Here is a 19,828-nt window from a genome sequence, read left to right on the forward strand (position 1 = left end):
CGCGCGCTCGGTGAGCGGGACTCCCAGGGACAACGCCGGGCGATCCCCGGTCAGCCGAGGGCGGCTGGGGTGCGGTCGACGGAGTCGTGGGGGCGGGTGCGTTCGATGAGGGGGAGGGTGCGGAGTTGGCGTTCGAGGTGCCATTGGAGGTGGGCGGCGATGAGGCCGCTGGCCTGGCGGCGGTGGGTTTCGGGGACGGCGTCGACGCCGGACCAGTCGCCGCGGTTGAGGGCGCTCATGTGGTCGAGGACGCCGAGCATGGGGGTGGCCGCGCCGGGCGGGCGGCAGTGGACGCAGACCGCGCCGCCGGCGGCCACGTGGAAGGCGCGGTGCGGGCCGGGGGTGGCGCAGCGGGCGCAGTCGTCGAGGGCGGGGGCCCAACCGGCGAAGGCCATGGCGCGCAACAGGAATGCGTCGAGGATCAGTTCGTGCGGGCGGCGGCCCAGCGCGATGGCGCGCAGGGCGCCCGCGGTGAGGGTGTGCAGGCGGGCGGCGGGTGCGCCCTCCTCGCCCGCCAGGCGTTCGGCGGTTTCCAGGACGGCGCAGGCGGTGGTGTAGCGGCCGTAGTCGGCGACGATGTCGGCGGCGAAGGTTTCGACCGTGTGCACCTGGGTGACGGTGTCGAGATTGCGGCCCGGATGTAGCTGGATGTCCACGTAGGCGAAGGGTTCCAGGCGGGCGCCGAACTTGGAGCGAGTGCGCCGCACACCCCTGGCAACCGCACGCACCAGACCGTACTGGCGGGTCAGCAGCGTGACGATACGGTCCGCCTCGCCCAGCTTGTGCTGGCGCAACACCACCGCATGATCCCGATACAACCGCACCGCAACAGTCTCGCACGCGGGACCGACCGGGCGGTGACGAGTCACGGCGTGTAGCGCGGCGGGTCGCCGGGCCGGCGCGATTAGAAGTTCGTTGGCCCGCGGTTGGCGACTGAAACCAGGCTGAAACCCACAGCGCCGAGAATTCGGACCAGCCACCGGAGGACTCCATGACACGCCAGACTCCCGCAGCCGGCTCCCGGTGGGCGGCCGTGCCGTCCGCGCCTCGGTCCCTGCGCATCGCCCGCCGCGTGGGCGGGGCGATCCACCCGTGCACTGCCGTCCGGCCCCGGAGGGGTGGGCCGGACGGCAGTGCGCCCTCGGGCGAGCCCACCGGGGATCACTGAGCCCGGAGGACGGGCACTTTTCACAACCTCCGCCTGTTGGTCACACCCCGCCACCTGTTGGACGTGTGACCAAAGTCGCGCTATGTTACTCCCGAGTATGGATAGAGACGGGACTCACATGACGATGGCGGCGGTCGGCGAACTCGGCCTGACGGAACTCGCGGCGGCACTGGCGGCAGGCACCTTCACCTCGGTCGAGGCGACCACCGCCGTCCTCGATCGGATCGAAGCCAGCCAAGGGGCGCTCAATGCCTTCCGGATCGTGCGCCGGGCCGAAGCCCTCGCCGAAGCCGCCGAGGCCGATCGCAAACTCGCGGCCGGACAACGCGATCCACTGCTCGGCGTCCCCCTCGCCATCAAGGACGACACCGACCTGGCCGGCACCCCGACCGCGTTCGGCTGCGGCGGCGACTTCCCGGCCAAGACCGAGGACGCCGAAGCGGTCCGGCGACTGCGCGCCGCGGGCGCGGTCATCGTCGGCAAGACCAATACCTGCGAGCTCGGCCAGCTGCCGTTCACCAGCGGAGACGCCTTCGGGCACACCACCAATCCGTGGAGCGCCGGGCACACCCCCGGCGGTTCGTCCGGCGGGTCCGCCGCGGCCGTCGCGGCCGGATTGGTGCCCGCCGCACTGGGTTCCGACGGCGCGGGCTCGGTCCGCATCCCCGCCGCCTGGAACAACCTGTTCGGCATCAAACCCCAGCGCGGGCGCATCTCCACCTGGCCACTGCCCGAAGCGTTCCACGGCCTCACCGTGAACGGCCCCCTGGCCCGCACCGTCGCCGACGCCGCCCTGCTGCTCGACGCCGCCGCCGGCCCGCACCCCGGCGACCTGCACACCCCGCCCGCCCTGCGCGTCAGCGACGCCGTCGGCCGCGACCCGGGCCGGCTGCGCATCGCGCTGTCGCTGCGCATCCCGTTCACCGCCACCAAGACCGCGCTCGACCGCGAGGTCGAGGCCCGCGTCCACGCCACCGCGGCCACCCTGCGCCGCCTCGGCCACCAGGTCACCGTCGCCGACGTCCACTACGGCGTGCTGATGGGCGCGACCTTCCTGCCGCGCTCGATGGTCGGCATCCGCGACGCCCTCGACCGCCTGCCCGGCGCCCAGGTCGACCCGCGCACCGACCACAACGCCACCGTCGGCAGCCTGCTGTCCCCGCTGCTGTTCGCCGCCCGCCGCGCGGAACCGTTGCTGCGCAAGCAGACCGGCCGCATCTTCGACGACTTCGACCTGGTCCTGGCCCCCACCACCGCCACCCCGCCGCCCGGCGTCCGCGAGATCGACGGCATCGGCTCCTGGGCCACCGACGAACTGATCACCGCCGCCTGCCCCTACACCTGGCCGTGGAACGTACTGGGCTGGCCCGCGGTGAACATCCCCTCCGGCTTCACCGCCGCCGGGCTCCCGGTCGGCTCCCAGCTGATGGGGCCCGCCAACTCCGAGGAACTGCTGGTTTCGGTTGCGGCCCAGCTGGAATCGGAATTGCAGTGGCACAAGACCCGGCCCACGCCGTGGTGGCCCCAGCCCTGATCCGGCCCCGAAAAACGAAGTGGCACATCACCGATGGGTGATGTGCCACTCGCGTGAAAGCTCCGGTCAGAAGCCGAGCTTGCCCAGCTGCTTGGGATCGCGCTGCCAGTCCTTGGCCACCTTCACGTGCAGGTGCAGGTAGATGCGGGTGCCGAGGATGTGCTCGATCTGCTTGCGGGCGTTGGTGCCGACCTCCTTGAGGCGGGCGCCACCCTTGCCGATGATGATGGCCTTCTGGCTGGGGCGCTCCACGTAGAGCAGGGCGTGCACGTCGAGCATGCCCTCGGCCGAACGGCGGCCCTCGGTCTCCTGGTCGTCGTTCTCCTCGCGCTCGAGGACCTCCTCGATCACCACGGCCAGCGAGTGCGGGAGCTCGTCGCGCACGCCCTCCAGGGCGGCCTCGCGAATGAGCTCGGCCATCAGGACTTCCTCGGGCTCGTCGGTGAGCTCGCCGTCCGGGTAGAAGGCCGGGCCTTCGGGCATCTGCGAGGCGATGACGTCGATCAGCACCTCGACCTGCTCACCCTTGACCGCGGAGACCGGAACCACCTCGGCCTCGGGACCCAGCAGCTGGGAGACGGCCATCAGCTGGTGGGCGACCTGGTCGCGGCTCACCTTGTCGATCTTGGTGACCACACCGAGCAGCGTCGTCTTGGGCGCCATGGTCTTGATCTGGTCGACGATCCAGCGGTCACCGGGACCGATCTTCTCGTCGGCCGGAATGCAGACCGCGATCACATCGACCTCGGAATACGTATCGCGCACCAGGTCGTTGAGGCGCTGACCGAGCAGCGTGCGCGGCCGGTGCAGACCGGGGGTGTCGACCAGGATCAGCTGCGTGTGCTCGCGGTGCACGATGCCGCGGATCGTGTGCCGCGTGGTCTGCGGACGCGAGGAGGTGATGGCGATCTTCTGCCCCACCATCGCATTGGTCAGCGTGGACTTGCCGGTGTTCGGCCGGCCCACGAAACATACGAAACCGGAACGGAATTCGTCCTTGCCACTCATTCGAAAACCTCCCCTTCCAGCACGTCGAACACCGCGCCCTTGACGTCACTGAAAACGATTCGCGCCGACGGCGATACCTCACGCACGGCGGTCACGCCCGGATCCGACAGCTTGCCCGCCACCACCACGGCCGCCTCGAAACCCGTTGCGCCACTGGAGATCGCGGCCGCCACCGCCGCCTGCAAGGCGGTCAGCCCGAGCGCGGCCAGCTCCACGGTCCCGGCCGCGTAGGTGCGTCCGTCGCTGTCGCGTACGGCCGCGCCGCCGCGACCGCCGGTGCGGCCCATCGCGCCGCGGGCCAGCACCCGCAGCTTGTCGTCCTCGGCGTCCAGCTCAATCATCGGCGTTCATCTCGGTCATCGGCCTCTCCGTCATCGTGTGCGCCGCCCGGATCCTGATCCGCCGGTTCGCTTTTCGTCTTCTCCTGGGCACTGCGCACCACCACCGTGTGGATCCGCATGCGGCCGCGCGTGTCGGCCCCGCCCTCCCCCTTCAATTGCAGACCGTGGACGATCGCCTTGGAGCCGGGCAGCGGGACACGGCCCAGCGCGTGCGCGAGCAGACCGCCGACCGTGTCGACGTCCTCCTCCTCGATCTCCAGGTCGAACAGCTCGCCCAGGTCGTCGATCGGCAGTCGCGCCGAGACCCGGTACTTGCCGGGCCCGATCTGCTCGATCGGGGCGATCTCGTCCTTGTCGTACTCATCGGCGATCTCGCCCACGATCTCCTCGAGGATGTCCTCGATGGTGACCAGGCCCGCGATGCCGCCGTACTCGTCGACCAGCACGGCCATATGGTTGCGATGGCGCTGCATCTCGTCGAGCAGCGCGTCCAGCGGCTTGGAGTCCGGGATGAACACCGCGGGCCGCATGACCTGCCGGACCTGCACCTTGCGGCTCCGATCCGCGTACGGGACAAGGTCTTTGAGGTAGACGACACCGAGCACGTCGTCGACGTTCTCCCCGATCACCGGGATCCGCGAATGCCCCGACCGCACCGCCAGCGACATGGCCTGCGCGGCGTTCTTGTCCGCCTCGATCCACACCATCTCGGTGCGCGGCACCATGACCTCACGCGCCGGGGTCGAATCCAGTTCGAAGACCGACTGGATCATGCGCGCCTCGTCGGCGTCCACCACGCCGCGCTCGCCCGCCAGATCCACCACTTCACGCAGCTCGATCTCGGAACTGAAGGGGCCGTTGCGGAATCCCTTACCGGGGGTGATCGCGTTACCGATCAGAATCAGCAGCCGGCTGACCGGGCCCAGCAGCGAACCGATCGCCTGCAACGGCAACGACGCCCCCAGCGCCAGCGAATACGCGTGCTGCCGGCCCAGCGTGCGCGGCCCGACACCGATCACCACGTAGTCGACCAGCACCATCACCGCGGCCGTGATCAGCAGCGCCGGCGCCTCACCCAGCCAGTCCAGCAGCACCGCCGCCAACAGCACCGTCGCGGTGATCTCACATGTGAGGCGCAGCAGCACCATGAGATTCACATAGCGCGGACGATCGGCGATGATGCGCGCCAGCCGCGTGGCCCCGGTGCGCTCGACACGCACCAGATCCTCCACGCGCGCGGGCGAAATGGTGTTCAGCGCCGAATCCAGCGCCGCGAACACTCCGCCGGCCGGGACCAGGACGATCGCCAGCAACAGCAGAACGAATGAATTCACGCCGGGCCCAGCGGATCACCGGTCGTATCGGTGAATCCGGTCTTGCCCAGCAGGCGCTGATCGCGCTCGGCGAGCTCCGCGCGGCGCATCTCCTGGCGCACGTTCTCGTACCAGCCCTCCAGCAGGGAGGCCTGGAGCGCGAACATCTCCTTCTCCTCTTCCTCCTCGGCATGGTCGTAGCCGAGCAGGTGCAGGACGCCGTGCACGGTCAGCAGCGCCAGCTCGTGATCCATGGAATGCCCGGCCTTCTCGGCCTGCTGGGCCGCGAACTCCGGGCAGAGCACGATGTCACCGAGCATGGAGGGACCGGGCTCGGCGGCATCGGGCCGCCCGCCCGGCTCCAGTTCGTCCATGGGGAACGACATCACGTCGGTCGGACCCGGCAGGTCCATCCAACGCATATGCAGATCCGCCATGGTGTCGAGATCGACCAGCACCATCGACAGCTCGGCCGCCGGATGCACATCCATCTGACCGATCACGAACCGCGCGACGCTGACCAGTTCTTCTTCGGATACCTCGATACCCGATTCGTTGGCGATCTCGATACTCACCCGATCAGCGTAGTGGTCGAGTTCAGTGCCGGTCTCCCCGGCTCGCGGCACGCCGTTGCGCCCGATTGCCCGGATAGTGGACCGCCGCGGGCGCCCGCGTCTCCGACTCGTACCGGTCGTAGGCGTCGACGATCGCCCCGACCAGGCGGTGCCGGACCACATCGGCGCTGGTGAGCTCCGCGATATGGATGTCATCGATGCCGTGCAGGATGTCGGTGGCCGCCCGCAGGCCCGACCGCGCGTTGTTCGGCAGGTCGACCTGGGTGATGTCACCGGTCACCACGATCTTGGACCCGAAGCCCAGGCGGGTGAGGAACATCTTCATCTGCTCGGCCGTGGTGTTCTGCGCCTCGTCCAGGATGATGAACGAATCGTTCAAGGTGCGGCCACGCATGTACGCCAGCGGGGCGACCTCGATGACACCGGCGGCCATCAGCTTCGGGATCGCCTCGGGATCCATCATGTCGTGCAGCGCGTCGTAGAGCGGGCGCAGGTACGGGTCGATCTTCTCGTTGAGCGTGCCGGGCAGGAAGCCCAGCCGCTCACCCGCCTCGACCGCGGGCCGGGTCAGGATGATGCGGTTGACCTGCTTGGTCTGCAAGGCCTGCACGGCCTTGGCCATGGCCAGATACGTCTTGCCGGTACCGGCCGGGCCGACACCGAACACGATGGTGTGCTTGTCGATGGCGTCGACGTAGCGCTTCTGGTTGAGCGTCTTGGGCCGGATGGTCTTGCCGCGCCGCGACAGGATGTCCAGGCTCAGCACCTCGGCCGGCGAATCCGAGGAGCCCTCGGTGAGCATGGAGTAGGTGTGCCGCACCGCCTCGGGCGTGACCACCCGGTTGCGCGCGGTCAACGCGACCAGCTGCGCCACCACCCGCTCGGCCAGCGCGACATCGGCCGGCTTGCCGGTGAGGGTGACGGAGTTGCCGCGGACGTGGATATCGGCATCGAGGAGGCGCTCGAGTTCACGCAGGTTCTCATCGGCCGAACCCAGGAATCCGAATACCGACTCCGGTGCCAATTCGATGCTGGAACGAACGGTCCGCCCCGCCGGTCCGGAACCGTCGCCACCGCCGATTCGGGCAGTGGGTGTGCTCTGATCGCCGATTTCGCCTGGTGTTCTCAAAAGTGGCTATAGCCTGCTTTCCGGTCTCGAAGCCATCGTCGTTGACAGAAGTTTACCGCCGCCCACCGACACCGCCCAGTGAATAAGCCGCTACCAGCAGGCAGAATGCCGGTGCGACACGCAACTGCCGCACCCCCGAATCCATTCCGTGGCGAACCCGGGCGGATGCGGGCCTACCAGCGCGGAGTGAGGGCGCCCAAGGCGCCGAGGGCGACGGCCGCGGCGGTGGAGGTGCGCAGCACCGTGGGGCCGAGCAGGACGATGTCGGCTCCCGCCTCGGACAGGGCGTGCAGTTCGGAGTCGTCGAGGCCGCCTTCGGGGCCGACGATGAGGATGATCTCCGGAACCCCATCGAAAGACAGTTCGGTCAAACGGGATTCACCGGACTCGTGCAGGGCCGCCACCACCGCGCCGCCCGCCTTCGCGGACCGCACCAGTTCGAGCAGTTCCCGAGTGCTGTGCAGCTCCGTCACATCCGGGATGTAGGCGCGGCGGGACTGGCGGGCGGCCTGCTTGGCCGCGGCGCGCCACTTCTCGACGGCCTTGTGGGCCTTGGCTTCCCACTTGGAGACGCAGCGCAGGGCCTGCCACGGCACGATGGCGTCCGCGCCCGCCTCCGTCATCAGCTCGATCGCCAATTCCGAACGGTCGGACTTGGGCAGCGCCTGGACCACCGTCACCTGCGGGGTCCAGGGGTCGGCGACCCGCTTGGACAGCACCTTTAGTTCGAGGCGATCCTTCTGGGCCGCAACCACTTCCGAATCGGCGAGGATCCCGTGCCCGTCGGACAGCGTGATCGGCTCCCCCACCCGGATGCGGCGCACCGTGGCGGCGTGGCGGCCCTCGGGGCCGTCCAGCACGGCGGTCGCACCCGGTTCGGGGATCTCGTCGAGGTAGAAGACGGTGGCGGCCAAGGGATCAGCGTCCGCTGAAGGAGGCGCGCAGGCGGGCGAACAGGCCCGAGTTGTGCTCGGACTGCGCCGACAACACCTCGGTGTGCTCGTTGGCCCGCATGCCCTTGTACTTGCGCAGCAGGTCGGTCTGCTTGGCGTCGAGCTTGGTCGGCACCACGATGTCGAGGTGCGCGATCAGGTCGCCGCGAGAGTTGGCGCGCAGCTTGGGCATACCGTGGCCGCGCAGCACCGACGCCTCGCCCGGCTGGGTGCCGGCCGGGATGGTCAGCTCCACCGGGCCGTCGAGGATGGTGTCGACCACGACCGTGGTGCCCAGCGCCGCGTCCACCATCGGAACCCGGATGGTGCAGTGCAGGTCGTCGCCGTCGCGCACGAAGGTGTCGTGCGGCTGCTCCACGATCTCCACGTACAGATCGCCGGCCGGACCGCCGCCGGGGCCGACCTCACCCTGCGCGGCCAGCCGCACCCGCATGCCGTTGGCGACACCGGCCGGGATCGGCGCGGCGATCTCGCGGCGCGAACGCACGCGGCCGTCGCCGCCACACTTGCGGCAGGGATCCGGAATGGTCTCGCCCGCACCACGGCAGGTCGGGCAGGGACGCGAGGTCATGACCTGGCCGAGGAAGGACCGCTGCACGGTCTGCACCTCGCCCGCGCCGCCACAGGTCTCACAGCGCACCGGCTTGGAATTGCCGTTGGTGCCCGAACCCTGGCACAGGTCGCACAGGATCGCGGTGTCGACGGTCAGGTGCTTGGTGACACCGACCGCGCATTCCTGCAGCGAAAGCCGGGTCCGCAGTAGCGAATCCGCGCCCGGCTGCACGCGGCCGCGCGGCTTGCGGCTGCCGCCGGCGGTGTTCATGCCGCCGAAGAACGCCTCGAAGACGTCGCCGAGTCCGCCGAAGCCGGCGCCGGAGAACCCGCCGCCCATGCCGCCGCCGGATTCCATCGGGTCACCGCCGAGGTCGACGATGCGCCGCTTCTCCGGGTCCGACAGCACCTCGTAGGCCGTGGAGACCTCGCGGAACTTCTCCTGCGCCTCCGGCTCCGGATTGACGTCGGGATGCAGTTCACGCGCCAGCTTTCGATAGGCGCGCTTGATCTCCTGGTCGGTCGCACCCCGTGCGACTCCGAGCAGTGCGTAATAGTCCCGTGCCACGTGCGTCTCTAGTCCTGTTTCGTCTCGTGCTTGCTCACCGTTCGGCGAGCACCTCACCGATGTACCGGGCGACGGCCGCCACCGAGGCAATGGTCCCCGGATAGTCCATGCGGGTCGGCCCCAGCACCCCCATACCTCCGAGCACCGTACCGGTCAGCCCGTAACCGGTGGACACCACGGCCGTCCCGCGCATCTGCTCGACCTTGGTCTCCTCACCGATCTGCACCGTCACGGTACCCGGCAGCTGTGCCGCGGCCAGCAGCTTCAACACGATCACCTGCTCTTCGAGCGCCTCCAGGACGGTGCGCAGGGAACCGGGGAAACCGTTGCCGGGGAAATCGGCGGCGTTGCGGGTGAGGTTGGCGGTGCCGCCCAGCACCAGCCGTTCCTCCGCGTGCTCGACCAGGGTCTCCACCAACACCGTGGAAACGCGAATCAGCACGTCGCGCAACTTGACCGGGGAGTGCTCGGGCAGTTCGGCCACCGAGGCGGACGCGGCGGCCAGCCGCTTGCCCTCCATCGCCTTGCCCAGCATGCCGCGCAGCGCGGCCAGATCGTCGTCGCTGATCAGGTTGCCCAGATCCACCAACCGCTGATCGACGCGCCCGGTGTCGGTGATCACGACCAGCAGCAGCCGCGCCGGGTTCAGCGCCACCACCTCGATGTGCCGCACGGTCGACGCCGACACCGTCGGGTACTGGACCATGGCGACCTGCCGGGTCAGCTGCGCCAGCAGCCGGACCCCGCGGCGCAGCACATCGTCGAGATCGACGCCGCTCTCCAGGAATTCCATGATGGCCCGGCGTTCCGCGCCCGAGAGCGGCTTCACCTCGGAGATGTGATCGACGAACTGCCGGTAGCCCTTGTCGGTCGGGATCCGTCCCGAGGACGTGTGCGGCTGGGCGATATAACCCTCGGCCTCGAGCACGGCCATGTCATTGCGGACGGTGGCGCTGGAAACACCCAGATTGTGCCGCTCCACCAGCGTCTTGGACCCGATCGGCTCCTTCGTCGCGATGTAGTCCGCGACGATGGCCCGCAGGACCTCGAGCCGGCGCTGCTCGGTGCTCGACATGGCCCCACCTCCTCGCTCGACCTCGGGAACGCCTCGTGCACGCCCGAGCCCTCCGCGGCGGGCACTCGGCACCGGCCACGCGGATTTCCCGGATTATCCACTCCAGGATAGTGGGCGTCGCGCAGCTCGCCGCGTGACCGCCCTTGCACCCTCGGTCGGGTCAGCCGGCCGCGGCGGCCTCCACCACCGCCGCCACGTCGCCCGGGTGCGAGACCAGACCGGCGTGCGAGGCGTCGATCGAGGAGGTGTGGGCGTTCATGCGCTCGGCCATATGCCATTGGGACGCGGGCGGAATCACCCGGTCGGCGGTGGAGACCAGGTACCAGCTCGGCGTCGAGGCCCAGGAGGGCACGCCGGAGGGCTCCAGGTTGGCCGACAGGGCCAGCGAATGCTGGCGGGCGGCCATGTCGGCGGCGATCGCCGGGTCGACGTCCTGGGCGAAGACCTCGGGGAAGCGGGCCGGGTCGACGTAGGCGTCCAGGTTCTTGCCCGCGATCCCCTGGGTGTCGTCGACCGTCTTCAACCGCAGTGCGAGCGTGAGTTGCGAGCCCGGATATTGGATCGGATTCAGTTCCAGCAGTGCGGCTTCGCCTCGAGTCGGCGCGAAAGCGGAGACGTAGACCAGCGATTCGACCTTGGAGTCGTGCACATTGCTGATCACGGTGCCGCCGTAGGAATGCCCGACCAGCACGATCGGGCCGGTGATGCCGTCGATGGTGCCCTGGATCGCGGCCGCGTCGTAGGCGGGTCCGCGCAACGGATTATCCGGCGTCACAACGGGATAGCCGTCCGCGCGCAATTGCGCGGCCACCCCGTCCCAGCTGGAGGCGTCGGCGAACGCGCCGTGCACCAGCACGACCGTCGGTAGCTGCGCGGCGGTCGCCGGGACGGCGGCGATCGGGCTCGCGGCCAGGGCCAGGACCGCGGCCGCGCCGGCGGCCGCGCGGGCTACGCGACGGGTACGGGGGCGATCCGCGAGCTCGACGGGCCGCATCTGGGGCTTCACCATGAGATGTCCTCGGGCCGAAGGGTGTTCGCTTCAATGCGCGGATCGCGGCCGAGACTCCGCCGCGATCCAGACCGGTTGCAGGAATTCTCCGCTGACCAATCTAGTCCGGACCAGGCGGTTTCACTCGCGGTTAGGCGATTCGGCAGGTCAGGTCAGCAAGGTGCGGACCACACCGTCGGCGAGCAGGCGGCCGCGGTCGGTGAGCAGCAGGCGATCGGCGACGATCTCGGCGAGGCCGTCGGCGACGACCTTCGCGGCGGCGGCGCGACCGTCGGCGTCCAGGTCGTCGAGCGGCAGCCCGGTGCGCAGGCGCACGGTCAGCATGACCCGTTCGGTGTAGCGCTCCTCGTCGGTGAGGGCCTCCCAGCCCGCGGCGGGCAGCCCGCCGGTGGCGACCTGATCCGCGTAGCGCGCCGGGTGTTTCACGTTCCACCAGCGAACCCCGCCGACGTGACTGTGCGCGCCCGGGCCCGCGCCGAGCCAGTCGCCGCCGTCCCAGTAGCCGAGATTGTGGCGGCAGCGGCCCGCATCGGAGGCGGCCCAGTTGGAGACCTCGTACCAGTGCAGGCCCGCGTCGGCCAGGCGGCTGTCGATGCGTTCGTAGCGGGCGGCGAGGACGTCGTCGTCGGGCGCGGGCAGTTCCCCGCGGCGCACGCGACGGGCCAGCGCGGTGCCGTCCTCCACGATCAGCGAGTAGGCCGAGACATGGTCGACGCCCGCCGACAGCACGGCATCGAGGCTCGCGTCCAGATCGGCATCGGTCTCGCCGGGCGTGCCGTAGATCAGATCCAGATTGACGTGGTCGAAGCCCGCGGCGCGCGCCTCCCTCGCCGCGGCGACGGCCCGGCCCGGCGTGTGGGTGCGGTCCAGGATCTTCAGCACGTGCTGGGCGGCGGACTGCATGCCCAGCGAGATCCGGGTGTACCCGGCCGCCCGGAGCCGCTCGAAGAATTCGGGCGAGGTGGACTCCGGATTCGACTCGGTGGTCACCTCCGCCCCGGGCGCGAGGGTGAAGTTGTCGCGGATCGCGTCGAGCACCCCGGCCAGCCCGTCGCCGCCGAGCAGCGAGGGCGTGCCGCCGCCCACGAACACCGTCTCCACGGCGGGCGTCGACGTCGGCAGCGCGTCGAATTCCCGTGCCGCCGTGGCCAGCTCGCCCCGCAGCGCCTCGAACCAGGACTGCGGCGAGGACGAGCTGCCCAGCTCCCCCGCCGTGTAGGTGTTGAAGTCGCAGTACCCGCAGCGGGTCGCGCAGAAGGGCACGTGGATGTAGATCCCGAACGGCCCGCCCCCGAAGTCGCGCAGCACCGGCGCGGCGGAGTCGTCCGCGGCGGCCGGGCCGGAGGTCGGTGCGGGAGCAGTCGAGGTCACCCCTTCAGTGTGACCGGTTGCCCGCATCACAGCGCACCGGGTGGCAGCCGAGCAAACGGGCGATCCCGAGCCCGAGGGACAGCCGGTACCAGGGCCACGCTCGGTCCCGGCGACGACAACGCGGGGCCCAATGCCCGGACCCGGCGGCGGCAACGCCGGGGGCCACGCCCGGGCCCCGGTGGCACCGCGGTCATACCTGATCCGGGTGGCGACCCGCCGGGGCGATCTCCGGGCCCACGGGCACGCGTCCCTCCCGCCCACCCGGCGGCAGTCCGCGAATCCGGGTACATTCCAAGAGATTTCGGCGGGCCGGGCGCGAGCTGGTCCGGGTTGCGGACGGGGACGAGCCGATGATCGAGGTGCCGCGGCACGGGATCGACGCCAAGTCGATCAGGGAAGTGGACGAGGGGTCGGTGGCCCCGGTGGTCTATCGCTCGCGGCGGCCGGTCCGCCCGGACGGCCCGAACTTCTCCCGCTCCATGGACGGGGTGCTGCTGGCGACCATGCTGCTGCCGGATCCGGCGGCCTTGCGATCCCGGACCTGGTATTTCGCCCATTCGACCGAGCAGACGGTGACCCGGCGGTTCCGGTCGGACGGCATCGAATCCGGCTTCGACCGCCACGACAAGGTGGCGGGCTGGCGGGCCGCGTTCTGGTGGACACTGATCGCCCGCGACGCGGAGGCCATCAACGAACTCGTCGACTACCCGATCGAGCGGCTGCGCGAGTACGGCGACGGCGCGTTCGACGACTTTCAATACGAGTGGGTGCGCTTGTTGCAGACGGCGTGGCGATTCGGCCCGAAGAGCGTGTACGAGGCCGCGTGGGCGCTGGACATGACCAGCCGCGTGGGTGCGCAAGGCGTGACCGACCTGCTGTTCCGCCCGGCCGTGGAGGTATTCATCCGCCTGGCGGACGGCGATTCCGAGGGTTTCGACCGGGAGCTCAACCACGCCCTACGCCGGCATCGAGCGTTCTTCGACAACGACATGTGGCGCAACGACCCCGAGGGCGTCTTCTCGCTGCCCCTCCTGGGCCTGGCCTGCTGGGCCCGGGACCTCGGCTATCGCACCGCCATCCGATCCGAGTACCTACCGGCCGGATTCATCGACCGCCCGGACTGGATGTTCTCCCCCGAACTGGGCGACGAACTGGCCCGCCTCGCAGCCGCGAAGGCCCGCCTCGCCGACACCGACGCCGATCGCGCGTCCTAGACTCACACGCAGCCGTTCAGGTCAACCGTCCAAGTGGTTTGGTACGGGCTGATCTATGATGCCCGTCACAAATCGGACAATGTATCCAGGGGATTTCCCGGAAAACTGCGGAAAATTCGATCCGGCAGTCGGAACGACCCTTCTGACGTGGCACAATAACCTTCATGACTGGACTTGGAGTACGACTCGTGGCACGCCGCCATGTCGACTTCAAGCGTGTCTGCAGCGCGAGCTGTCTGCCCGGAAGCCTCCGGTAGATCGGCTCCCATTCTCCCGGAATCCGGCGTCACCTGACGCCGTATAGAGCCGGTTCTCTGATATCGGAGGCGTGAGCCAGCCCCTCCCGCCTGCCCGCAAGACCTTCAGGAGCGACCCCCATGACGTCGAGCACCGACGCCACCAGTTCCGATACGCCGCAGTCTGTGCCCGATTCGGCGCAGCCCGTCCGGCGTGAGCGCACGGCCCGTCCGGTGAAGCGCAAGTCGGAGGGCCAGTGGGCGCTCGGCTACCGCGAGCCGCTCAACGCCAACGAGCAGTCCAAGAAGGACGACAACCCGCTCAACGTGCGCGCGCGCATCGAGAACATCTACGCCAAGGGCGGATTCGACTCGATCGACAAGAGCGATCTGCGCGGCCGCATGCGCTGGTGGGGTCTCTACACCCAGCGCGAGCAGGGTTACGACGGCACCTACACCGGCGACGAGAACATCGACCTGCTCGAGGCTCGCTACTTCATGATGCGGGTGCGGTGCGACGCGGGCGCGCTGAACCTCGCCCAGCTGCGCACCCTGGCCGGCATCTCCACCGAGTTCGGCCGCGACACCGCCGACCTGTCCGACCGCGAGAACGTCCAGTACCACTGGATCGAGATCGAGAACGTGCCGGAGATCTGGCGCCGCCTCGAAGCGGTCGGCCTGCAGACCACCGAGGCGTGCGGCGACTGCCCGCGCGTCGTGCTGGGCTCCCCGCTCGCCGGTGAGTCCTTCGGCGAGATCCTCGACCCGACCCCGGCCATCGACGAGATCGTCAAGCGCTACATCGGCAAGAAGGAATACTCCAACCTGCCGCGCAAGTTCAAGACCGCCATCTCCGGACAGCAGGACGTCGTCCACGAGATCAACGACATCGCGTTCGTCGGCGTCGAGCACCCCGAGCACGGGCCCGGCCTGGACCTGTGGGTCGGCGGCGGCCTGTCCACCAACCCGATGCTGGCCCAGCGCCTCGGCGCGTGGGTGCCCCTCGACGAGGTGCCCGACGTGTGGGAAGCGGTCGTCTCGCTCTACCGCGACTACGGCTACCGCCGCCTGCGCACCAAGGCCCGCCTCAAGTTCCTGGTCAAGGACTGGGGTGTGGAGAAGTTCCGTCAGGTGCTGGAAGACGAGTACCTGAAGCGCAAGCTCATCGACGGTCCCGCGCCGGTCCAGCCGGAGCGCCCGATCGACCACATCGGTGTGCAGAAGCTGCGCAACGGCCTCAACGCCATCGGCTTCTCCCCCATCGCCGGTCGCGTGTCGGGCACCATCCTGACCCAGGTCGCCGACGCCGTCGAGGCGGTCGGCTCGGATCGGGTGCGCTTCACCCCCTACCAGAAGCTCATCGTCCTCGACGTCCCCGACGACAAGGTCGAGCAGCTGATCGACGCGCTGGAACCGCTGGGCCTGCACGGCCGGCCGTCCATCTGGCGCCGGAACCTGCTGGCGTGCAGTGGCATCGAGTTCTGCAAGCTGTCGTTCACCGAGACCCGCAAGCGCTCGCAGGTGCTCGCGCCCGAGCTGGAGCAGCGGCTCGCCGACATCAACGCGCAGCTCGACGTGCCGATCACGATCAACATCAACGGCTGCCCCAACTCCTGCGGCCGGTCCCAGATCGCCGACATCGGCTTCAAGGGCCAGCTCGTCGACGACGGTGCCGGGAATCAGATCGAGGGCTTCCAGGTTCACCTCGGTGGCAGCCTCGGCCTCGACTCCGGCTTCGGCCGGAAGTTGCGCCAGCACAAGGTCACCAGCGAAGAACTGGGCGACTACATCGAGCGTGTCGTTCGCAACTTCGTGAAGAACCGTAACGAGGGTGAGCGTTTCGCGGTCTGGGCTGTTCGTGCCGATGAAGCAGACCTGCGGTAGTTGGGAGAAACATCAATGACCACAACCAAACTCGCCGAGTCCGAGCTGCGCGCCCTGGTCGAGAAGGGCAACGCCGAGCTGGGCCCGAACGCGACCGCGCAGGAACTGCTGCAGTGGACCGAGGACAACTTCGGTTCCAACTACATCGTCGCCTCGAACATGCAGGACGCCGTCCTGGTGCAGCTGGCCTCGCAGGTCCGCTCCGGCGTGGACGTGCTGTTCCTCGACACCGGCTACCACTTCGCCGAGACCATCGGCACCCGTGACGCGGTCGAGCTGGTGTACGGCGTGAACATCGTGAACGTGCAGCCGGAAAACACTGTCGCCGAACAGGATCAGCTGCTGGGCAAGGATCTGTTCGCGCGCGACGCCGCCGAATGCTGCCGCCTGCGCAAGGTGGTCCCCCTGAAGAAGTCCCTCGTCGGATACAACGCCTGGGTGACCGGCATCCGTCGAGTGGAGGCGCCGACTCGCGCCAACGCACCCCTCATCTCCTACGACGAGGGCTTCGGCCTGGTGAAGATCAACCCGATCGCCGCCTGGTCGGATGACGAGATGGCCTCCTACATCGAGGCCAACGGAATTCTCGTCAATCCCCTTGTGGAAGAGGGCTATCCCTCCATCGGTTGCGCTCCGTGCACGCGGAAGCCGGAACCGGGATCCGACGCGCGATCCGGCCGCTGGGCCGGGCTCGCCAAGACCGAATGCGGGTTGCACGCCTCATGACCTCCATCGAGACTGAATTCGACACCCTGGCCGCGCTCGAATCCGAGTCCATCCACATCTTCCGTGAGGTGGCAGGCGAATTCGAGCGGCCGGTGATCCTCTTCTCCGGCGGCAAGGACTCCACCGTCCTGCTGCACCTGGCGATCAAGGCCTTCTGGCCGGCGCCGCTGCCGTTCGCGCTGCTGCACGTGGACACCGGGCACAACCTGCCCGAAGTGCTCGAGTTCCGCGACAAGATCGTCGAGAAGTACGGCCTGCGACTGCATGTCGCCGCGGTCGAGGACTACCTCGCCGACGGCCGCCTGACCGAGCGCCCCGACGGCATCCGCAACCCGTTGCAGACGGTGCCGCTGCTGGACGCCATCAACGAGAACCGTTTCGACGCGGTCTTCGGTGGCGGCCGCCGCGACGAGGAGCGCTCGCGCGCCAAGGAGCGCATCTTCTCGCTGCGCGACGCCTTCGGCCGCTGGGACCCCAAGCGGCAGCGTCCGGAGCTGTGGAACCTGTACAACGGCCGCCACGCTCCGGGTGAGCACGTCCGCGTGTTCCCGATCTCCAACTGGACCGAGCTGGACATCTGGCGCTACATCGCGCGTGAGGATGTCGAGCTGGCCAGCATCTACTACGCCCACGAGCGCCCGGTGTACCAGCGCGACGGCATGTGGATGACCCCCGGCGTGTGGGGCGGCCCGGCCGAGGGCGAGGAGCTGCTCGTCAAGTCGGTGCGCTACCGCACCGTCGGCGACGGATCCACCACCGGCGCAATCATTTCCGACGCCGCCGACAATGACGCGATTCTCGCCGAGGTCGCCGCGTCCCGGCTCACCGAACGTGGCGCGACCCGCGGCGACGACCGTGTCTCCGAGGCCGCCATGGAAGACCGCAAGCGAGAGGGTTACTTCTGATGTCCGACCTCCTGAGACTGGCCACCGCCGGATCGGTCGACGACGGCAAGTCCACCCTGGTCGGACGACTGCTGTACGACACCAAGTCCGTGCTCGCGGACCAGATCGACGCCGTCACCCGCGCGTCGGTCGACAAGGGTCTGTCGACTCCGGACCTGTCGCTGCTCGTCGACGGCCTGCGCGCCGAACGCGAGCAGGGCATCACCATCGACGTCGCGTACCGCTACTTCGCCACGCCGAAGCGGTCTTTCGTGCTCGCCGACACCCCCGGCCACGTGCAGTACACCCGCAACACGGTGTCCGGTGCGTCGACCGCGCAGCTGGTGATCCTGCTGGTGGATGCCCGCAAGGGTGTCATCGAGCAGACCCGCCGGCACGCCGCGGTGATGGCGCTGCTGGGCGTGCCGAAGCTGGTGCTGGCCGTCAACAAGATCGATCTGGTCGACGACCCGGCCGGCGTCTACGCGAAGATCACCGCCGAATTCAGCGAGCTGACCGCGAAACTCGGCTGGGCTCCCGAAGACGTGCAGGAGATCCCGGTCTCCGCGCTGCACGGCGACAATGTCGCCTCGCGCTCGGAGAACACCCCCTACTACGACGGGCCCTCGCTCATCGAGCACCTGGAGTCGGTGCCGGTGGACGCGGACGTGCACGGCCGCCACGAGATCGGCCTGCGCTTCCCGGTGCAGTACGTGATCCGACCGCGCACCGCCGAATACCCCGACTACCGCGGCTACGCGGGTCAGGTCGCGGCGGGCCTGGTGTCCAAGGGCGACGAGGTCGTGGTGCTGCCCTCGGGCACCCGCACCACGGTCGAGCGCATCGACACCCCCAACGGTGAACTCGTCTCGGCCCAGCCGGGCCGCAGCGTCACCCTGGTGCTGGCCGACGACGTCGACGTCTCGCGCGGCGACGTGATCGCCGCCGCCGTCGGCGCCCCCGAGCCGATCGACGCCTTCGACGCGACGGTCTGCTGGCTCGGCGACAAGCCGCTGCGCCCGGGCGCGCGCCTGCTGCTCAAGCACGGCACCCGCACCACCCAGGCCATCGTCGGCGCGCTCATCGAACGCTTCGACGAGCAGCACCTGGCCGCCGACCCCGACCCGGAGTCGCTGTCGCTCAACGACATCGGCCGCATCTCGGTGCGCGTGGCCGACCCGATCGTGGCCGACGACTACAGCGTCAACCGCCACACCGGCTCCTTCCTGCTGATCGACCCCGCGGGCGGCAACACCCTGGCCGCGGGCCTGGTCGGCGACGCGCTGACCGCGGTCGAAGTCGGAGCCTGAGATGAATCCGCCCGGCCACGGCGCAATTCCGGCCGTTCCGCCGGGCGGACGGTCCGTCCGCCGCGCACCCGAACCGGCACTCGAAAACGTGTCGGTGGTGCGCGGCGGGTCCGCACTCACGCAGGTCGCCCCCGCGCCGACAGCCATCACACGCCCGCCCGCACTCATCGCCGTGGCGCACGGCAGCCGGGATCCGCGTTCGGCCGCGACCATGCGGGACGTGGTCGAACGGATCGCGGCGCAGCGCCCGGATCTCGATGTGCGACTGGCGTTCCTGGATCTGAGCACGCCCTCGGTGGATCAGGTCATCGATGCCGTTGCCGCCGACGGACATTCCCACGCCGTCGTGGTCCCGCTGTTGCTGGGCAACGCGTTCCACGCCCGCGTCGACCTGCCCGGTCTGCTCGATGCCGCCCGCGACCGGCACCCCCGGCTGCGCCTGACCCAGGCCGAGGTCCTCGGTCCCGACCCGCACCTGATCATCGCCCTGCGCGACCGCATCGCGGCCGCCATGACCGTCGACTCGGACCCGCGGCCCGCCGCCGTCACCGACGCCGCGACCGGCCGCCTGCGCCGGATGACCGGTCCGCGCTGGGGCATCGCCGTCGCCGCCGTCGGCTCGTCGTCCGCGGCCGCCAACACCCGCACCGGTGACGTGGCGCGCCTGCTGACCGCCATGACCGGCTGGGACACCGAAATCTGCTTCGCCACCACGCAACCCACGGTCGACAAGGCCTTCGCCCGGCTGCGCGCCCGCGGCGCCGAGCGCATCCTCGTCGCCCCCTGGTTCCTCGCCCCGGGCCTATTGACCGACCGCCTGCGCGATGCCCTGCCGCTGGTCCGGCACGCCGAAACGATCGGCGCGCACCCGCTGCTGGCCGAGGTGGCCCTGGACCGCTACGCCACCGCGGCGCTCCCGCTGGAACTCACCGCCTGACCGCTCGCCACCATCCGTGCGGCGCGCACGGGTTCAGTATC

Annotated in this window: 19 protein-coding genes; 8 read left to right on the plus strand and 11 right to left on the minus strand. The window is 69.5% G+C overall.

Going from position 1 to position 19,828, the window contains the following annotated elements; translation table 11 throughout:
* Nucleotides 1–50: 50 nt before the first annotated feature.
* The gene (recO, locus tag ACYVKL_RS11760; protein ID WP_379162055.1) at nucleotides 51–824 is read right to left on the minus strand and encodes a DNA repair protein RecO; all 774 of its coding nucleotides are present in this window, start codon (nucleotides 822–824) and stop codon (nucleotides 51–53) included.
* 462 nt (nucleotides 825–1,286) lie between these two features.
* On the opposite strand from recO, the gene ACYVKL_RS11765 reads away from it, so the two are divergent.
* Nucleotides 1,287–2,702, plus strand: a complete 1,416-nt coding sequence (locus tag ACYVKL_RS11765; RefSeq protein WP_379162058.1) for an amidase — start codon at nucleotides 1,287–1,289, stop codon at nucleotides 2,700–2,702.
* Between the two features lie 66 nt (nucleotides 2,703–2,768).
* Here ACYVKL_RS11765 and era read toward each other — a convergent pair whose 3' ends face one another.
* From era to hemW, 10 genes are all read right to left on the minus strand, one after another.
* Nucleotides 2,769–3,710, minus strand: a complete 942-nt coding sequence (era, locus tag ACYVKL_RS11770; protein ID WP_379162061.1) for a GTPase Era — start codon at nucleotides 3,708–3,710, stop codon at nucleotides 2,769–2,771.
* Nucleotides 3,707–4,051: a cytidine deaminase gene (locus ACYVKL_RS11775; protein ID WP_357192187.1), complete on the minus strand. Its 345-nt coding sequence runs from the start codon at nucleotides 4,049–4,051 to the stop codon at nucleotides 3,707–3,709. The genes era and ACYVKL_RS11775 overlap by 4 nt, the downstream gene beginning before the upstream one ends.
* Nucleotides 4,048–5,385 carry a hemolysin family protein gene (locus tag ACYVKL_RS11780; protein ID WP_379162064.1) on the minus strand — a complete coding sequence of 446 codons (1,338 nt, stop codon included), beginning with the start codon at nucleotides 5,383–5,385 and terminating at the stop codon, nucleotides 4,048–4,050. The genes ACYVKL_RS11775 and ACYVKL_RS11780 overlap by 4 nt, the downstream gene beginning before the upstream one ends.
* Nucleotides 5,382–5,939, minus strand: a complete 558-nt coding sequence (gene ybeY / locus ACYVKL_RS11785) for an rRNA maturation RNase YbeY (RefSeq protein WP_213560098.1) — start codon at nucleotides 5,937–5,939, stop codon at nucleotides 5,382–5,384. Before ybeY ends, ACYVKL_RS11780 begins: the two co-directional genes overlap by 4 nt.
* Before the next feature lie 22 nt (nucleotides 5,940–5,961).
* Nucleotides 5,962–7,020: a PhoH family protein gene (locus tag ACYVKL_RS11790; RefSeq protein WP_357192434.1), complete on the minus strand. Its 1,059-nt coding sequence runs from the start codon at nucleotides 7,018–7,020 to the stop codon at nucleotides 5,962–5,964.
* 221 nt (nucleotides 7,021–7,241) lie between these two features.
* Nucleotides 7,242–7,982, minus strand: coding sequence for a 16S rRNA (uracil(1498)-N(3))-methyltransferase (locus tag ACYVKL_RS11795; RefSeq protein WP_357192182.1), 741 nt, complete (start codon nucleotides 7,980–7,982; stop codon nucleotides 7,242–7,244).
* 4 nt (nucleotides 7,983–7,986) lie between these two features.
* Nucleotides 7,987–9,141, minus strand: coding sequence for a molecular chaperone DnaJ (gene dnaJ, locus ACYVKL_RS11800; protein ID WP_379162069.1), 1,155 nt, complete (start codon nucleotides 9,139–9,141; stop codon nucleotides 7,987–7,989).
* A 34-nt stretch (nucleotides 9,142–9,175) separates the two neighbouring features.
* Nucleotides 9,176–10,216: a heat-inducible transcriptional repressor HrcA gene (gene hrcA / locus ACYVKL_RS11805; protein WP_213560095.1), complete on the minus strand. Its 1,041-nt coding sequence runs from the start codon at nucleotides 10,214–10,216 to the stop codon at nucleotides 9,176–9,178.
* A 160-nt stretch (nucleotides 10,217–10,376) separates the two neighbouring features.
* On the minus strand, nucleotides 10,377–11,210 hold the full coding sequence (locus tag ACYVKL_RS11810; protein ID WP_379165692.1) for an alpha/beta fold hydrolase: 834 nt from the start codon (nucleotides 11,208–11,210) through the stop codon (nucleotides 10,377–10,379).
* Nucleotides 11,211–11,372: 162 nt separating this feature from the next.
* A complete protein-coding gene (hemW, locus tag ACYVKL_RS11815) occupies nucleotides 11,373–12,623 on the minus strand; it encodes a radical SAM family heme chaperone HemW (RefSeq protein ID WP_379162072.1) in 1,251 nt (416 codons plus the stop codon).
* A 323-nt stretch (nucleotides 12,624–12,946) separates the two neighbouring features.
* Here hemW and ACYVKL_RS11820 point away from each other — a divergent pair, with 323 nt between their 5' ends.
* From ACYVKL_RS11820 to ACYVKL_RS11850, 7 genes are all read left to right on the plus strand, one after another.
* Nucleotides 12,947–13,810, plus strand: a complete 864-nt coding sequence (locus ACYVKL_RS11820) for an immunity 49 family protein (protein WP_379162075.1) — start codon at nucleotides 12,947–12,949, stop codon at nucleotides 13,808–13,810.
* Between the two features lie 164 nt (nucleotides 13,811–13,974).
* Complete coding sequence (locus ACYVKL_RS11825; protein WP_354835468.1) at nucleotides 13,975–14,067, plus strand: Ms4527A family Cys-rich leader peptide; 93 nt, start codon at nucleotides 13,975–13,977, stop codon at nucleotides 14,065–14,067.
* 120 nt (nucleotides 14,068–14,187) lie between these two features.
* A complete protein-coding gene (locus tag ACYVKL_RS11830; protein ID WP_379162078.1) occupies nucleotides 14,188–15,930 on the plus strand; it encodes a nitrite/sulfite reductase in 1,743 nt (580 codons plus the stop codon).
* A 15-nt stretch (nucleotides 15,931–15,945) separates the two neighbouring features.
* Complete coding sequence (locus tag ACYVKL_RS11835; RefSeq protein ID WP_379162081.1) at nucleotides 15,946–16,656, plus strand: phosphoadenylyl-sulfate reductase; 711 nt, start codon at nucleotides 15,946–15,948, stop codon at nucleotides 16,654–16,656.
* Nucleotides 16,635–17,561, plus strand: coding sequence for a sulfate adenylyltransferase subunit CysD (cysD, locus tag ACYVKL_RS11840; protein WP_379162084.1), 927 nt, complete (start codon nucleotides 16,635–16,637; stop codon nucleotides 17,559–17,561). The genes ACYVKL_RS11835 and cysD overlap by 22 nt, the downstream gene beginning before the upstream one ends.
* On the plus strand, nucleotides 17,561–18,850 hold the full coding sequence (locus ACYVKL_RS11845) for a sulfate adenylyltransferase subunit 1 (protein ID WP_379162087.1): 1,290 nt from the start codon (nucleotides 17,561–17,563) through the stop codon (nucleotides 18,848–18,850). The genes cysD and ACYVKL_RS11845 overlap by 1 nt, the downstream gene beginning before the upstream one ends.
* A gap of 1 nt (nucleotide 18,851) precedes the next feature.
* Nucleotides 18,852–19,787: a sirohydrochlorin chelatase gene (locus ACYVKL_RS11850; RefSeq protein WP_379162090.1), complete on the plus strand. Its 936-nt coding sequence runs from the start codon at nucleotides 18,852–18,854 to the stop codon at nucleotides 19,785–19,787.
* Nucleotides 19,788–19,828: the final 41 nt, after the last annotated feature.

Source organism: Nocardia tengchongensis, from assembly GCF_054781395.1.

Excerpts from the sequence above, each read along its gene's own strand:
- ACYVKL_RS11765 (WP_379162058.1), top strand. The coding sequence starts at position 1,287 with ATGACGATGGCGGCGGTCGGCGAACTCGGCCTGACGGAACTCGCGGCG.
- era (WP_379162061.1), bottom strand. The coding sequence starts at position 3,710 with ATGAGTGGCAAGGACGAATTCCGTTCCGGTTTCGTATGTTTCGTGGGC.
- ACYVKL_RS11775 (WP_357192187.1), bottom strand. The coding sequence starts at position 4,051 with ATGATTGAGCTGGACGCCGAGGACGACAAGCTGCGGGTGCTGGCCCGC.
- hrcA (WP_213560095.1), bottom strand. The coding sequence starts at position 10,216 with ATGTCGAGCACCGAGCAGCGCCGGCTCGAGGTCCTGCGGGCCATCGTC.
- ACYVKL_RS11810 (WP_379165692.1), bottom strand. The coding sequence starts at position 11,210 with ATGCGGCCCGTCGAGCTCGCGGATCGCCCCCGTACCCGTCGCGTAGCC.
- hemW (WP_379162072.1), bottom strand. The coding sequence starts at position 12,623 with ATGCGGGCAACCGGTCACACTGAAGGGGTGACCTCGACTGCTCCCGCA.
- ACYVKL_RS11820 (WP_379162075.1), top strand. The coding sequence starts at position 12,947 with ATGATCGAGGTGCCGCGGCACGGGATCGACGCCAAGTCGATCAGGGAA.
- ACYVKL_RS11825 (WP_354835468.1), top strand. The coding sequence starts at position 13,975 with ATGACTGGACTTGGAGTACGACTCGTGGCACGCCGCCATGTCGACTTC.
- ACYVKL_RS11830 (WP_379162078.1), top strand. The coding sequence starts at position 14,188 with ATGACGTCGAGCACCGACGCCACCAGTTCCGATACGCCGCAGTCTGTG.
- ACYVKL_RS11835 (WP_379162081.1), top strand. The coding sequence starts at position 15,946 with ATGACCACAACCAAACTCGCCGAGTCCGAGCTGCGCGCCCTGGTCGAG.
- cysD (WP_379162084.1), top strand. The coding sequence starts at position 16,635 with ATGCGGGTTGCACGCCTCATGACCTCCATCGAGACTGAATTCGACACC.
- ACYVKL_RS11845 (WP_379162087.1), top strand. The coding sequence starts at position 17,561 with ATGTCCGACCTCCTGAGACTGGCCACCGCCGGATCGGTCGACGACGGC.
- ACYVKL_RS11850 (WP_379162090.1), top strand. The coding sequence starts at position 18,852 with ATGAATCCGCCCGGCCACGGCGCAATTCCGGCCGTTCCGCCGGGCGGA.